The 13,808-nt window shown below is 71.7% G+C and carries 13 protein-coding genes; 7 read left to right on the top strand and 6 right to left on the bottom strand.

Translation table 11 applies throughout. The features are described from left to right. The first annotated feature begins 74 nt into the window (after positions 1-74). Both OHS59_RS31465 and OHS59_RS31460 read left to right on the top strand, forming a co-directional pair. The gene (locus tag OHS59_RS31465; RefSeq protein ID WP_328496720.1) at positions 75-1,139 is read left to right on the top strand and encodes an ATP-binding cassette domain-containing protein; all 1,065 of its coding nucleotides are present in this window, start codon (positions 75-77) and stop codon (positions 1,137-1,139) included. Continuing rightward, positions 1,136-1,966: an ABC transporter permease gene (locus OHS59_RS31460; protein WP_328496719.1), complete on the top strand. Its 831-nt coding sequence runs from the start codon at positions 1,136-1,138 to the stop codon at positions 1,964-1,966. The genes OHS59_RS31465 and OHS59_RS31460 overlap by 4 nt, the downstream gene beginning before the upstream one ends. A gap of 40 nt (positions 1,967-2,006) precedes the next feature. Here the strand turns inward: OHS59_RS31460 and OHS59_RS31455 are convergent, their stop codons facing one another. Continuing rightward, a complete protein-coding gene (locus OHS59_RS31455) occupies positions 2,007-5,405 on the bottom strand; it encodes an AfsR/SARP family transcriptional regulator (RefSeq protein ID WP_328496718.1) in 3,399 nt (1,132 codons plus the stop codon). A gap of 192 nt (positions 5,406-5,597) precedes the next feature. Between OHS59_RS31455 and OHS59_RS31450 the strand changes: the two genes are divergently transcribed. Then, complete coding sequence (locus OHS59_RS31450; RefSeq protein ID WP_328496717.1) at positions 5,598-6,398, top strand: site-2 protease family protein; 801 nt, start codon at positions 5,598-5,600, stop codon at positions 6,396-6,398. Between the two features lie 12 nt (positions 6,399-6,410). Here OHS59_RS31450 and OHS59_RS31445 read toward each other — a convergent pair whose 3' ends face one another. The 3 genes from OHS59_RS31445 to OHS59_RS31435 form a co-directional block, all read right to left on the bottom strand. Next, positions 6,411-6,599 (bottom strand): hypothetical protein, encoded by a 189-nt coding sequence (locus tag OHS59_RS31445; RefSeq protein WP_189776498.1) that lies wholly within the window; start codon positions 6,597-6,599, stop codon positions 6,411-6,413. A 108-nt stretch (positions 6,600-6,707) separates the two neighbouring features. Continuing rightward, positions 6,708-7,412, bottom strand: coding sequence for an NADPH-dependent F420 reductase (gene npdG, locus OHS59_RS31440; RefSeq protein ID WP_328496716.1), 705 nt, complete (start codon positions 7,410-7,412; stop codon positions 6,708-6,710). A 57-nt stretch (positions 7,413-7,469) separates the two neighbouring features. Then, the gene (locus OHS59_RS31435; protein ID WP_328496715.1) at positions 7,470-8,597 is read right to left on the bottom strand and encodes a sialidase family protein; all 1,128 of its coding nucleotides are present in this window, start codon (positions 8,595-8,597) and stop codon (positions 7,470-7,472) included. 107 nt (positions 8,598-8,704) lie between these two features. Between OHS59_RS31435 and OHS59_RS31430 the strand changes: the two genes are divergently transcribed. Both OHS59_RS31430 and OHS59_RS31425 read left to right on the top strand, forming a co-directional pair. Continuing rightward, positions 8,705-9,343: a hypothetical protein gene (locus OHS59_RS31430; RefSeq protein ID WP_328496714.1), complete on the top strand. Its 639-nt coding sequence runs from the start codon at positions 8,705-8,707 to the stop codon at positions 9,341-9,343. 204 nt (positions 9,344-9,547) lie between these two features. Beyond that, entirely contained in the window at positions 9,548-10,807 is a 1,260-nt protein-coding gene (locus tag OHS59_RS31425; RefSeq protein ID WP_328496713.1) for an MFS transporter, read from the top strand. Between the two features lie 122 nt (positions 10,808-10,929). Here the strand turns inward: OHS59_RS31425 and OHS59_RS31420 are convergent, their stop codons facing one another. Further along, positions 10,930-11,160 (bottom strand): hypothetical protein, encoded by a 231-nt coding sequence (locus OHS59_RS31420; RefSeq protein WP_328496712.1) that lies wholly within the window; start codon positions 11,158-11,160, stop codon positions 10,930-10,932. 58 nt (positions 11,161-11,218) lie between these two features. On the opposite strand from OHS59_RS31420, the gene map reads away from it, so the two are divergent. Both map and OHS59_RS31410 read left to right on the top strand, forming a co-directional pair. Continuing rightward, complete coding sequence (gene map, locus OHS59_RS31415) at positions 11,219-12,076, top strand: type I methionyl aminopeptidase (protein ID WP_328496711.1); 858 nt, start codon at positions 11,219-11,221, stop codon at positions 12,074-12,076. 181 nt (positions 12,077-12,257) lie between these two features. After that, positions 12,258-12,917, top strand: a complete 660-nt coding sequence (locus tag OHS59_RS31410; RefSeq protein WP_328496710.1) for a biliverdin-producing heme oxygenase — start codon at positions 12,258-12,260, stop codon at positions 12,915-12,917. A 232-nt stretch (positions 12,918-13,149) separates the two neighbouring features. Here OHS59_RS31410 and OHS59_RS31405 read toward each other — a convergent pair whose 3' ends face one another. Next, entirely contained in the window at positions 13,150-13,794 is a 645-nt protein-coding gene (locus OHS59_RS31405) for a PhzF family phenazine biosynthesis protein (RefSeq protein WP_328496709.1), read from the bottom strand. Between the last annotated feature and the right edge of the window lie 14 nt (positions 13,795-13,808).

The raw sequence follows: 13,808 nt of genomic DNA, 5'->3' as shown, positions 1-13,808 counted from the left end.
GGCAGTAGGGGCGCGGGTGAACCTGTCGGTGGGATGTCGGTGGTTTGTCGGTGGGGGGTGGGAGCTTGGTCCGCATGACGCTAATCGACAACAAGCCCCGGCAGGACGACGGAGGCCGCCCCGACGCCGTCACCGTGCGGGGACTGGTCAAGCACTACGGCGAGACCAAGGCACTGGACGGCGTGGACCTGGACGTGCGCGAGGGCACGGTCCGCGGCGTGCTCGGCCCGAACGGCGCGGGCAAGACGACCCTCGTACGCATCCTTTCCACCCTTCTGATCCCGGACTCCGGCCGGGCGACGGTCGCCGGCTTCGACGTCCTGCGCCAGCCCCGCCGGCTGCGCCGGGTGATAGGCCTCACCGGCCAGTACGCCTCCGTGGACGAGAAGCTCTCCGGGCGGGAGAACCTCTATCTGATCGGCCGGCTCCTCGACCTGCCCCGCAAGGACGCCCGTGCCCGTGCGGACGAACTCCTTGAGCGCTTCTCGCTCACCGAGGCGGGCAGGCGCCCGGCGAGCACGTACTCCGGAGGAATGCGCCGCCGCCTCGACCTCGCCGCGTCCATGATCGGCAGTCCGGACGTCCTCTTCCTGGACGAGCCGACCACCGGCCTGGACCCGCGTACGCGGAAAGAGGTGTGGACAGAGGTCAAGCGCATGGTCGGTGACGGTGTCACCGTGCTGCTCACCACCCAGTACATGGAGGAGGCCGAGCAGCTCGCGAACGAGCTCACGGTCATCGACCGCGGCAAGGTCATCGCGAACGGCGGCATCGACGAGCTGAAGGCGAAGGTCGGCGGCCGCACCCTGCGCATCCGCCCGGCCGACCCGCTGGAGCTGCGCCCCACGGCCGGCGCACTCGACGAGTTCGGCCTCACGGGCCCGGGGAGCGCCACGGTGGACATCGCCACCGGCACGGTCCTCGTCCCGATCCTCAGCGACGAGCAGCTGACCGCGGTGGTCGGCGCGCTCACCGCCCGGGGCATCACCCTGGCCGGTCTCAGCACCGAACTGCCCAGCCTGGACGAGGTGTTCCTCTCCCTCACCGGCCACCGGGCATCCGAACCGGCCGATCCGGGCGACCCGCGGGACACCTCGGCCGACCGCTCCCACGAGTCCTACGAGGAGGCCGCCGTATGAGCGCCGCCACCGTCATCGACAAGCCCGCGGCGCTCGGCACCGACGACGATCCGCATGTCGGAATACGCGCCCATCTGCGGCACATCAGCGCCCTGGTCCGTCGCAACGTGCTGTGGATCCGCCAGGACCCGGAGTCGATGTTCGACGTCATCCTGATGCCGATCGTGTTCACGCTGCTCTTCGTGTTCGTCTTCGGCGGCGCGATCGCCGGCAAGGGCAATCAGGACGAGTACGTCAACTACGTCGTCCCCGGCCTCATGGCGATGATGGGCATGAACATCGCCATGGGGGTGGGCACCGGGTTCAACCAGGACTTCCAGACGGGGGTCATGGACCGCTTCCGGTCCCTGCCGATCTCCCGCGCGTCGGTCCTGATCGCCAAGATCATGGTCGAGATCGGCCGGCTGCTGCTCGCCACGGCGATCCTGCTCGTGGTCGGTTTCCTGCTCGGTCTGTCCGTGTCGAACGTTCCCGGCCTGTTCGCCGCCATCGGGCTGGCCCTGGTCTTCGGCTCGTCCATCATGTGGATCTTTCTGACCATGGGCGTGGTGATGAAGAACGCCCAGGCCATCCAAGGAATGGGGTTCCTCGTGCTGATGCCCCTGCAGTTCGGGTCGTCGATCTTCTCGCCGCCGTCCACCATGCCGGGCTGGCTGCAGACGTTCACCGACTACAACCCGCTGTCGTCCCTCGCGGACGCGGCCCGGGGTCTGATGAACGGCGGCCAGCCGGTCGCCCACGACGTCATGATCACTCTGGTCTGGTCGCTCGTCATCACCGTGGTGATGGCCCCGGTGGCGATCCACAAGTACCGCACCAAGAACTGACCGCGGCGGGCCGGGACATGCCGGACCGGACCATGTGGTGTCAGACCAGGGCGGCGGCCTCCTCGAAGGAGAGGCCGCCGCCCTCCGCGTACGCGGCCTCGTACGCCGGGCCGTCGAGTGCCCCGCGCGCCGCCGCCTCGGCCTGGTCCCGCATCTCGCGCTCCACGACGGCCCGGACGTGACCGGCCGGCAGCAGCCCGTCGGCGGCACCGAGGCACCGCGCCGCGTCCTCGGCGCGCCCGCCGCCGTCGACCCCGGCGAGCGCGATGCACGCGGTGGTCAGGTGGGCGGAGAACATGTGCGGCGCGATCATCTGGGTCAGTGGGTCCTTGGCCCGTTCCAGGGCTCCCCGCACCTTCACCACCGCCTCGTCGTAGAGGCCCTCCAACGAGTCCAGCCAGGCCTCCACGCCCATGACGAACCCGTCGAAGACCACGAACCGTACGGCGCCGAAGTCGTCCCACAGCCGCTCCATCTGCACGCGGGCCTCGGCGATACGGCCGGTGCGGCCGAGCCACATCGCGAGGAAGAGCCGGGCTCCGGGCATGGCTTCGTTGTGCGTGCCGTGGCCCTGGTCCAGGACCTCGCGCAGCAGCCGCTCGCCCCGCTCGGTCTCGCCCGAGTCGATGAGCACGCTGCCGAGACGGGTGGTGAGGATGGCCATCTGGGCGCGGGCGCCCAGGCGTTCGGCGTGGGCGATGGCCGTCTCGTAGTCCGTCGCCGCGAGCTGGTACTCGCCCTTGCGCTCATGGGCCTCGCCCCGCGCGGAGAGGGCCTCGGCGGCGCCCCAGGCGTCTTCGAGGCCGACGAAGAGTTCCAGCGACTCGTCGGCGTCACGGGTCGCGTCGCCCGCCCAGTCGGCGCGGTTGGCGAGCATGTTGGCGCGCATCTGCAGGGCGACGGCCAGTTCCCAGCCGTGGCCGAGTTCACGGCAGGTCTCGACGCTCGCGTCGATGACCAGGCGCAGCCGGTCCATGTCGCCGGTCAGCAGCACGGCGAAGAACCAGAGGTAGCCGGGGTTGCGGCAGACCTGCGGGAGGCCGGGCTCGTACGCCTCGTTGACAGCCCGCAGCTTGGCCTCGGCCTCCGGGGTCTGCCAGGTGTCCAACTCCAGGTCCATACAGGCGAGATGGAGGAGGTGGACACCGCGCCTGGCTTCGACGAGGACGTCCGGGCGCATGGGCGGCGGGTCGGCGATGCAGGACTCGTACAGCGGGACGGCTCGTTCGGTGGGCGGCGCGAACGGGTCGGGGCCCATCGCCATGACCTCCCGCGTCCAGTTGCGGGTGATGATCCGCAGGTCGCGGATCTGCCAGTACCAGGCGAGGGAGAGGACGAGGCAGAGTGCCTCCTGTTCGTCGCCGGCCGCGACGGCGCGCTGCAGCGCGGCGCGGGTGTTCTCGCCTTCGAGCTGGAGCAGTTCGATGGCGTCGCGCTGGCCGGGTCCCCGCAGCAACGGGTCCGTGGTGCGGGCGAGTTCGCGGTAGTAGGTGAGGTGGGCGCGCTCGGTCGCGGGGCGCTCGCCGCACGCGTCGAGGCGCTGTCCGGCGTACTCGGCGACGGTCTCCAGGAGCCGGTAGCGCATCTCGCCGTCGCCCGGGCCCTTGCCCGGACCGTCACCCGAAGGAGCCGCGACCACCAGGGACTTGTCGACGAGCGAGCCGAGCGCCTCCAGCGCGGCGGGTCCGCAGACGGCCTCGGCGGCGGCGAGGTCGCAGCCGCCGGCGAAGACGGACAGCCGTCGCAGTACGTCACGTTCGTCCTCGTCCAGGAGATCCCAGGACCAGTCGACGACGGCACGCAGGGTCTGCTGGCGCGGCAGGACCGTACGGCTGCCGGAGGTGAGGAGACGGAAGCGGTTGTCGAGGCGGTCGGCGATCTGGCGCGGGGTGAGCATCCGCAGCCGGGCGGCGGCGAGTTCGATGGCGAGCGGCAGTCCGTCGAGGCGCCGGCAGATCTCGGCGGCGGCCTCCGGGTCGTCCTCGATCCGGAAGCCGGGCCGGGCGGCGGCGCCCCGGTCGGCGAGCAGCTTCAGCGCGTACGGCTCGGGCAGCGGCTCCACGGGCCGCAGCAACTCCCCCGGTACGCCGAGGGGTTCGCGGCTCGTGGCCAGTACGGTCAGTCCGGGGCAGCGTTCGAGCAGTTGCTCGACCAGCCGGGCCGCGGCGTCCACGACGTGTTCGCAGTTGTCGAGGACGATCAGCATGCGGCGTTTGGCGCAGTGCTCGGTGAGCCGGACGAGCGGGTCGTCGTGCCGGTCGGTGACGACGCGCATCTCCTCGGCCCCGGCGCTGCGCAGCACGGTCTCCCGGGCGCCGACCGCGGTGAGGACGGCCTCGGGGACGGCCTCCGGGTCGTCGACGGGCGCGAGTTCGGCCAGCCACACGCCGTCGGGCAGGGCCTCGGCGACGCTGTCCGCCGCCTCCTGCGACAGCCGGGTCTTCCCGGCGCCGCCCGGTCCGAGCAGGGTGACGAGCCGGGCCCCCGAGAGGTCGTCGCGGATGGTCGCCAGATCGGTGTCCCGGCCGACGAAGGAGGTGAGCCGGGCCCGGAGGTTGCCGCGAGGCGCGGGGCGGTCGCGTGGTGCGGCTCCGTGCGGGCTTGGTGCGCCGTTCCCCGCGTCCCTGGGATGCGCGGCTGTCGCGCCACCGACGGGTGCGGCGCCGTGGAGGCTTGGTGCGCCGTTCGCCGCGCCCCCGAGGAATGTCGGGGGGCCGGTCAGTAGTTCTGCGTGCAGGGCCTGTAGTTCCGGCCCCGGGTCCGTGCCCAGGCGGTCGGCCAGCAGGCGGCGTACGGCCTCGTAGCCGGCCAGGGCCTCCGCGGCGCGGCCCGCGTCACGCAGGGCCCGCAGGCGCAGCAGTTGGAGGGGTTCGTCCAGAGGGTGGGCGTCGCAGAGGGCGGTCAGGTCGGGCAGGGACTGTTCGGCGTGGCCGAGGGCGAGGGCGGCGGTGAGGCGGGCGCGCCGGGCGTCGAGGCGGCGGGACTCCCAGCGGGCCGACTCGGCCGTGCGGTCCGGCAGATCGGTGAGTGCGGGGCCCCGCCAGAGGGCGAGGGCGTCGTCGAGGATGACGGCCGCCTTGCCGGGGTCGCCGTCGGCCAGCGCGCGGGAGCCCTCGCCCGCGAGGCGTTCGAACCGGTGCAGGTCGACGTCGTCGGCCGCGGCGCGCAGCCGGTAACCGCCCTCGGCGGAGCCGATCGCGTCCGCGCCCAGCGCCCTGCGCAACCGGCCCACCAGGGCCTGCAGCGCGCCCGGGGCGTCGGCCGGAGGGTCGGCGCCCCATACCTCGTCGACCAGCACGGCCATGGACACGGTCCGGCCGGGGCGCAGGGCGAGCACCGTCAGCAGGGCGCGCAGCCGCGCCCCGCCGACCGGAACGAGGGTGCCGTCGGTACGGAGTGCCTGGGTGGTGCCGAGGATGCGATAGCGCACGCAGACCATTGTCCCTGTCGGCGACCCGGGCCCGCCCCGGATTTCGGACCGGCGTGAACCGGGAGTGGCCGAGAACGAGCCGCGGACGCGGCCGGAGGGCCGCAGGAACCTCCGACCCTCCTTAGGACGTTCCCCCCACACCACCGGTACGGTCTACCCGGCACGCCCAGCCCGTTCGAACATTCCAGGGAGCCCCACCCCATGACCACCGCCACAGGCCGGCACAGTGACCGGCGGATCAGCCCCGTGTTCCTCGGGATCGTGGCCGTCACGGCGGTGACCGGCTGGGCCACCTGGACGGGCTTCGCCGAGCAGCCCGGCGTCGCCGTCTTCCTGTTCGTGACGGCCGCGTGGATCGTCTCGCTCTGTCTGCACGAGTACGCGCACGCCCGCACGGCTCTGCACAGCGGCGACATCTCGATCGGCGCGAAGGGCTATCTGACCCTGAACCCGCTGAAGTACACGCACGCGCTGCTCAGCATCGTGCTGCCCGTCCTCTTCGTCATCATGGGCGGCATCGGCCTGCCCGGTGGCGCGGTGTTCATCGAGCGCAGCCGCATCCGGGGCCGCTGGAAGCACAGCCTGATCTCGGCGGCGGGCCCGCTGACGAACGTGCTGTTCGCGGTGGTCTGCACCGCCCCGTTCTGGCTGGACGCGCTGGACGGCGTACCGGCCGACTTCCAGTTCGCCCTCGCGTTCCTGGCGCTGCTCCAGGTCACGGCGGCGCTGCTGAACTTCCTGCCGATCCCGGGCCTGGACGGCTACGGCGTCATCGAGCCCTGGCTGTCGTACAAGATCCGTCGGCAGGTGGAGCCGTACGCGCCCTTCGGGCTGCTCTTCGTCTTCGCGATCCTGTGGATCCCCGAGGTGAACAACCAGTTCTTCGACGCGATCGACGCGCTGCTGCGGGCCCTGGACATCGACGAGATCCGCACGTACTGCGGGCAGAACCTCTACCGGTTCTGGACGGAGACCGACCAGTACTGCTCGGTCAACCAGTGACGGACCGCCGGATCAGCCCGTGACGGAGGACGCCTTGCGCCGCATCCGGTCCCGGCGCAGGTAGTACCAGGTCATGTTGGACGACAGGCCCGCGAGCAGTACCCACACGATCCCCAGCCAGCTGCCCTGGACGAAGGAGACGACCGCCGCCGCCGTGGCGAGAACGCAGACGACGAGGGCGTAGAGGGCGAGTCGGGACATGGGGTCGGCTCCTGTCGGGGATCTCCGGGGGCCCGGCGCGCGGGTTCCGGAGGGGGACACTGCTCGGCTCCAGTGTCCCCCACGTCCGGCGGGCACCCCGACGCGGTCCTACAGGTCGGTGAGGCGCAGGCCCGCGTGGGCCTTGTACCGGCGGTTCACCGAGATCAGGTTCGCGACCAGCGACTCGACCTGGTGGGCGTTGCGCAGCCGCCCGGAGAAGATGCCGCGCATGCCGGGGATGCGGCCGGCCAGCGCCTGGACGATCTCGACGTCCGCCCGCTCCTCGCCGAGCACCATCACGTCGGTGTCGATCTCCTCGATCTCCGGGTCCTGGAGCAGCACGGCCGACAGGTGGTGAAAGGCGGCGGTGACGCGGGAGTCCGGCAGCAGCGCGGCGGCCTGTTCGGCGGCGCTGCCCTCCTCGGGCTTCAGCGCGTACGCGCCCTTCTTGTCGAAGCCGAGCGGGTTGACGCAGTCGACGACGAGTTTGCCGGCCAGTTCCTCGCGCAGCGACTCCAGGGTCTTGCCGTGTCCGTCCCACGGCACGGCGACGATCACGATGTCGCTGCGGCGGGCGGTCTCGGCGTTGTCGGCGCCCTCGACCCCGTGTCCGAGCTCGTCGGCGGCGGCCTGCGCGCGCTCCGCGGCCCGCGAACCGATGATCACCTTCTGCCCGGCCCGGGCCAGCCGGTAGGCGAGACCCTTGCCCTGCGGACCGGTGCCGCCGAGCACGCCGACGACGAGCCCGGAGACGTCGGGAAGGTCCCAGGGGTCCTTGGCGGGGGCCTTCTGTGCACTGTCAGTAGAGGTCATGGGCCGACTTTACGTGCGTCGTGGTGCGTTCAGGCGGGTGGTTCGGGTCCGCGCCGCTCAGGTGAGAGCCGTCACGGGGATCCGCCGGAAGGTGATCGTCTCGTACGCGCCGAAGTCGCCCGTCTCGTAGAGGAGTCCGACCGTGCCGTCGTCGACGCGCACGAGGTCGGAGTACGCGGCGGGCAGTCCGTCGACGGTGTGCGCGGTCCGCCAGGTGACGCCGTCGTCGGTGCTGGCGCGGACCGTCATCAGGGCGCGGAAGCCGGGGTCGGCGGGGCCCGAGCAGAGGAGGACGTCGGGGTCGCGGAGCTGGAGCACACTGGCCTCGACGACCGGGCCGACGAGGCCGGCCTGCGGGCGGAAGGGCTTGTCCAGGGTCTGGCCGCCGTCCCGCGAGTACGCGTCGGCACGGGTGCCGGGCGCGGTGGAGTCGGTGCGGGTGTTGAAGTAGACGCGGCCGTCGGGGAGTTCGGCGGCGGTGGTCTCGTTCACGTTGATGTAGTCATCGGGGTTGTCGTCGACGTACCCGATGCGCCAGGTCTCGCCGTGGTCGTCGCTGAGCAGGCAGTGCCCGCCGTTGTACCTGCCCTCGGTGCCGTTGTCCGTGCCGGTCGGCGGGAGGGAGTGGTTGGCGGCCACGACGACCCGTCCGTCGGTCAGCTGGAGGGCGTGGCCCGGAGTGGTGGCGTACCAGCGCCAGGCCGTCTTCTTCGTCTGCCCGGTGATCTCCCTCAGGCCGGACCAGGTGACGCCGTCGTCGTCGCTGTGCAGGATCCAGACGCGGCGGCCGTCTGCGGCGCCCACCTTGCCGCGGCGGATGGCGTCCTCGGTGGCGAGGGCGGCGTTGCGGACGTGGACGAGCAGGATCCTGCCGGTGTCGAGGACGACGGGGGCCGGGTTCCCGGCGAGCGCCTCGCCGTTCGAGGCGGCGACCTGGAGCGGTCCCCAGGTGAGTCCCCCGTCCGTGGACCGCTTCAGCACGATGTCGATGTGGCCGAAGTCGTCGCGGGAGCCGACCCTGCCCTCGCAGAAGGCGAGCAGGGTTCCCCCGCCGGTGGCGACGACGGCCGGGATACGGAAGCTCGCGTAGCCCTCCTCCCCGCCCCGGAACGGCACGGACACCTCGGCGCCGCCCTCGCGGCCGGCCTCACTCCTGGCCTCGCTGCTGGCCTCACTGCTGGTCATGGAACCCTCTCCTTGCCGGCCGGGTGAACGGGCCACTCTGCCCAGGACGGGCGAATTCATCGTGAACTCCGTCTGACGAGCAGTCGCTTGCGGCAGGATTCGTCCGCATGGATGCCGTACGGGTGGCCTTGTTGCGTGAAGTGCTCGCCGGGACCGAGTGGCCGGCGGCCACCCGGCGGTTCGCGGGGGCCCTGCGGTCCTCCGTGCTGCCGCACGGGGGCGGCCTGCTGCTGGTGGGAACGGCTGAGTACGAGCCGTGGCACCTCGCCGCCCATCTGGTGGACGAGGCCGCCTGGTCGGGCACGCCCGAACTGACACCGACGCTGGTACGGCACGGGGCGCGGCCCGGGGATCCGGCCCATCTGGCGGTGGGGCTCGGCCGGATCGAGGCGGCCCGGCGGGGAGAGACGCTGCTCGTCGTGGCGCCGGACGCGCCCGGGGCTCCGCTCCTGGAGCGGGTGCACGACGCGCGCCGGGCCGGGGCGACGGTCCTCGCGCTGGACTCGGGCGACCGCGAGCTGCACGCGATGGCGCACGAGGCGCTCGCGGTACCGCGCGTGCCGGACCTCGGCGCGGGTCTCGACACAGGCCTCGATACGGGCCTCGATCTGGATACCGTGCAGCATCTGGTCAGTGCGGCGACCGGGGAGAACTCGGTGCCCGCGCCCCGGGGGCGGCGGCGGTTCAAGGACCGGTTGTCGCGGCTGGCGGACCAGTTGACGGCGCCACCGCCCACGCGGTGGTGAGCCGGCCGCCTCCTCGGCAGGGCCCGAGGTCGAAAAAGCGTTTGTACGCGGCGGGCCGGCGACGGACCATTTCCCGTCGTGACGGAACTGACCGAGCCCGAATCCGATGCAGGCGCCGATAGCGACACCCATGCCGATGTCGATGTCGATGTCGGCGACCCCGCTCCCCCTTCCGGGGGTGGTGCTTCGCGGTTGCGTGCGCTGTTGCCCGATCTGGCGCCGTGGCGGACCTCCCCCGACTTCCGGCGGCTGTGGGTGGCCGGGCTCGTCACCAACTTCGGCAGCTTCCTGACGTTCGTCGCGCTCCCGGTGCAGATGAAGGAGCTGACCGGTTCCGTGGTCGCCGTCGGCGCGATCGGTGCCGTGGAGCTCGTACCGCTGATCGTGTTCGGGCTGTACGGCGGGGCCCTCGCCGACGCCCTGGACAAGCGGAAGCTGATCGTGTGGACGGAGGCGGGGCAGGGACTGCTCTCGGCCGTGCTGCTGGTCAACGCGGTGCTCCCGGGCCCCCTGGTGTGGCCGCTGTACGTCGTCGCCGCGCTCTCCTCCGCGCTCGTCGCGGTGCAGCGGCCGGCGCTGGACGCGCTCACCCCGCGCATCGTCCGGCACGAGCACCTGCCGGCGGCCGCCGCGCTCAACTCGCTGCGCTGGACGGTCGGCGGGGTCGCCGGGCCCGCGGTCGCGGGGCTCGTCGTGGCGTACGCCGGGCTCGGCTGGGCCTATGGCGCGGACCTAGTCACCTTCGTCGTCTCGCTCGTCCTGGCGGTGGGGCTCGCCGCGTCGCCCGCCTCGCACGAGGCGGCGAAGCCGTCGCTGCGGTCGATCGCGGAGGGCGCCCGGTACGCGTGGAGCCGCAAGGAACTGCTGGGTACGTACGCGATCGACCTGTCCGCGATGTTCTTCGCCTTCCCGCTCGCCGTGCTGCCCTTCCTCGCGGACGAGCTGGACGCCGAGTGGTCGCTCGGGCTGATGTACGCGGCGTTGCCCGCGGGGGCGCTGCTGGTGAGCCTGACGAGCGGGTGGACCTCGCGGATCCATCGGCACGGGCGGATGGTGGTGCTGGCGGCGGCGTTCTGGGGGCTCGCGATGGTGGCCGCGGGGGCGGTTCACGATGTGTGGCTGGTGCTGCTGTTCCTGACGCTCGGTGGCTGTGCCGACATGGTCAGCGGCATCTTCCGGGCGGCGATGTGGAACCAGACGATTCCGGACGAGCTGCGGGGGCGGCTGGCCGGGATCGAGCTGCTGTCGTACTCGGTGGGGCCGCAGCTGGGGCAGGTCCGGGCCGGTGGGATGGCCGCGGTTCTTTCCGTGCGGGCCTCCGTGTGGGCCGGGGGTGTGATGTGCGTGGCCGCGGTGGGGGCGTTGGCGGTGTGCCTTCCCAAGCTCATGACGTACGACGTACGGACGAATGTGCACGCTGTGCGGCTCAAGGCTGCACGGGAGGGGGTGGGTGGGGCGCGGTGACGGGCGTGTGCGGGTCGGCGGGGGCTTGTCGCGCCGTTCCCCGCGCCCCTGAAGGCCCAGAAGACTGCGCCGTTCCCCGCGCCCCTGGGTGGTTGGGGTGCGGGGAACTGGGACGGGTGCGGTTAGTTTTCGGCTGGGGGGCGCGTACCGGGGTCGTGCCACCTGGGGTCCGTCTCCCAGTCGAGGTTGCGCTCACGGGCCGTGTCCATCGCCCGCTGGGCCTCCTCGCGGGACGCGTACGGACCGAAGCGGTCCTTCGCGGGGCACTCGGGGCCCTCCTCGACCTTCTTGTGCTCCAGGCAGTAGTACCACTCGCCCGGTTTACCGACCGTCCGCTTCTTGAACAGGGCCATGACCAGCTCCTCTCGCCACCGACATGTTCCCCCATCTCCGCTGGTTAGACTCGCTGGCATGTCTGGCCAGTCGCTGCTCGTCCCAGGGGAGCTGTCCCCCATCCGTTCCGTGCCCGGAAACATCCGCCGCCCGGAGTACGTCGGCAAGCCCGCGCCGACCCCGTACACCGGGCCGGAGGTGCAGACGCCCGAGACGATCGAGGCGATGCGTGTCGCCGGCCGGATCGCCGCGCGCGCCATGGCCGAGGCCGCGAAGCTCATCGCGCCCGGCGTCACCACGGACGAACTGGACCGGGTCGCGCACGACTACATGTGCGACCACGGCGCCTACCCGTCCACGCTCGGCTACCGCGGCTTCCCGAAGTCCCTGTGCACCTCCGTGAACGAGGTGATCTGCCACGGCATCCCGGACTCCACCGTCCTGCGGGACGGGGACATCATCAACCTCGACGTGACGGCGTACATCGGGGGCGTGCACGGCGACAACAACGCCACGTATCTCGTCGGGGACGTGGCCGAGGAGTCGCGGCTGCTGGTCGAGCGGACCCGCGAGTCGCTGGAGCGTGCCATCAAGGCGGTCAGGCCCGGCCGCCAGATCAACATCATCGGCCGGGTCATCGAGTCGTACGCGAAGCGCTTCGGGTACGGGGTCGTGCGGGACTTCACCGGGCACGGCATCAGCTCGTCGTTCCACTCCGGGCTGATCGTCCCGCACTACGACAGCCCGCACGCGACGACCGTGATGCAGCCCGGGATGACGTTCACGATCGAGCCGATGCTGACGCTGGGGTCGTACGACTACGACATGTGGGACGACGGGTGGACGGTCGTCACGAAGGACCGGCTGCGGACCGCGCAGTTCGAGCACACGCTGGTCGTCACGGACAGCGGGGCCGAGGTCCTCACGCTGCCGTAACCGCCCCGCCCCGCCAGGTGCCGCCCGCTCACTCGGAGCGGGCGGCTCTTTCATGTGGGAACGGTGGAGGATCGGGGTACCGTTTTACCGACAGGACGTCGGAAACCCATTGACTTAGGTAAGCCTAACCATAGAAGATTGGTCCGGCTCCCGTCTCCCCCGTCCGGCCCCGGAGGTCCCCATGAACTCGTCGAGTACGCCGTTCTCGACGCTCATCCGCACCGCGTCCCACGAGCAGCACGTGGAGGCGGAGACCTCGACGTTCATGAGCGATCTGCTCGGCGGCAGGCTCGGCGTGGACGCGTACGCGCGCTACACGGAGCAGCTGTGGTTCGTGTACGACGCGCTGGAGTCGGGTGCGCGGGACCTCTCCGGCGACCCGGTGGCGGGGCCGTTCATCCAGCCCGAGCTGATGCGGCTCGCCTCGCTGGAGCGGGATCTCGCCCATCTGCGGGGGGCGGGGTGGCGGGACGGTGTCACCGCGCTGCCCGCGACGGTGGAGTATGCGGCGCGGGTCGCCGAGTGTGCCCGTACCTGGCCCGGCGGATACATCGCGCATCACTACACGCGCTATCTCGGTGACCTCTCCGGCGGGCAGATCATCCGCGGCAAGGCGGAGAAGACGTGGGGGTTCGACCGCAAGGGTGACGGGGTGCGGTTCTATGTCTTCGAGGACATCGGGAACCCGGCGGCGTTCAAGCGGGGGTATCGGGAGCTGCTTGATGCGCTTCCCGTGGACGACCTGGAGAAGCAGCGGGTTGTTGCCGAGTGCCGGCGGGCGTTCGCGTTGAACACCGGGGTGTTTCGGGCGCTGGGGGAAGAGTTCCGCATCAGCGCGTGACGTTCCACTGGGGTTCGCGTTTTCGGGTGCGGGCCGGCGGGGGCTGGTTGCGCCGTTCCCCGCGCCCCTGAAAGCGAAAAGACTGCGCCGTTCCCCGCGCCCCTGAGGGGTGAAGGCCGGGGCGCAGCCCCGCCTTCGAGGGGCGCGGGGAACTGCGCGGCCAGCCCCGCCGACCCGCACGGAACTCCTGGTCTGCCCCGGATGGGGGGGTGCGGCCGCCCCGGCCAGGGGGTCAGCGTTCCAGGAAGACTCTGCCGCCCAGTTCTATCCAGCCTTCCGGCTGGGGGGCTGTGAGGAGCTGGGAGCCTGCGCCCTGGACGATGTTCAGGGCGCGGCCCAGTTGGGCCGTCAGCTGAAGGGCCGCCGAGCCTGTCGCCTCGTCCTCCTCGATGCCGTCTCCTCGGCCGGGGAAGCCACGGGCCCGGACGCGGCCCGCAGCCTCGTCCTCCCACGCCCAGGCGTAGATCCACTCCCCCGGCGGCGGTACGGGGAGCGCGTCGACCTCCGCCGCCGTGCCGTACCGGCGCAGCGTGCGGGGCCGCGGCCACTCCGGACGGGCCTCGATCCAGGTGAACTCGCCGTCGAGCCGGGTACCCACCACGCCCGCGGGCGTGACGAGTTCGGGTACGTCCAGCAGCCAGGCCGCGCCCACGCAGGGGTACCCGGCGAAGGGCAGCCGCACGCCGGGCGTGTAGATGTCGATGACCCCGCGCTCGGGGTCGTCGACGAACACCGTCTCGCTGAAGCCGAGTTTCGCCGCGAACGCCTGCCGTTCGTCCCGCTCGGGCAGTACGGAACCTTCCCGCACCACCCCGAGTTCGTTGCCGTACTCGCCGCGGGGCCCACAGAAGACCCGCAGCACGTCGTAATCAGTCACGCGGGCAATCAAAC

This window comes from Streptomyces sp. NBC_00414, from assembly GCF_036038375.1.
Lineage (GTDB): Bacteria > Actinomycetota > Actinomycetes > Streptomycetales > Streptomycetaceae > Streptomyces.
This window is presented reverse-complemented; position numbering and strand designations above follow the sequence as displayed.

Coding starts and splice junctions, on each gene's coding strand:
- OHS59_RS31465 (WP_328496720.1), top strand. CDS start 75: ATGACGCTAATCGACAACAAGCCCCGGCAGGACGACGGAGGCCGCCCC.
- OHS59_RS31460 (WP_328496719.1), top strand. CDS start 1,136: ATGAGCGCCGCCACCGTCATCGACAAGCCCGCGGCGCTCGGCACCGAC.
- OHS59_RS31455 (WP_328496718.1), bottom strand. CDS start 5,405: ATGGTCTGCGTGCGCTATCGCATCCTCGGCACCACCCAGGCACTCCGT.
- OHS59_RS31450 (WP_328496717.1), top strand. CDS start 5,598: ATGACCACCGCCACAGGCCGGCACAGTGACCGGCGGATCAGCCCCGTG.
- OHS59_RS31445 (WP_189776498.1), bottom strand. CDS start 6,599: ATGTCCCGACTCGCCCTCTACGCCCTCGTCGTCTGCGTTCTCGCCACG.
- npdG (WP_328496716.1), bottom strand. CDS start 7,412: ATGACCTCTACTGACAGTGCACAGAAGGCCCCCGCCAAGGACCCCTGG.
- OHS59_RS31435 (WP_328496715.1), bottom strand. CDS start 8,597: ATGACCAGCAGTGAGGCCAGCAGCGAGGCCAGGAGTGAGGCCGGCCGC.
- OHS59_RS31430 (WP_328496714.1), top strand. CDS start 8,705: ATGGATGCCGTACGGGTGGCCTTGTTGCGTGAAGTGCTCGCCGGGACC.
- OHS59_RS31420 (WP_328496712.1), bottom strand. CDS start 11,160: ATGGCCCTGTTCAAGAAGCGGACGGTCGGTAAACCGGGCGAGTGGTAC.
- map (WP_328496711.1), top strand. CDS start 11,219: ATGTCTGGCCAGTCGCTGCTCGTCCCAGGGGAGCTGTCCCCCATCCGT.
- OHS59_RS31410 (WP_328496710.1), top strand. CDS start 12,258: ATGAACTCGTCGAGTACGCCGTTCTCGACGCTCATCCGCACCGCGTCC.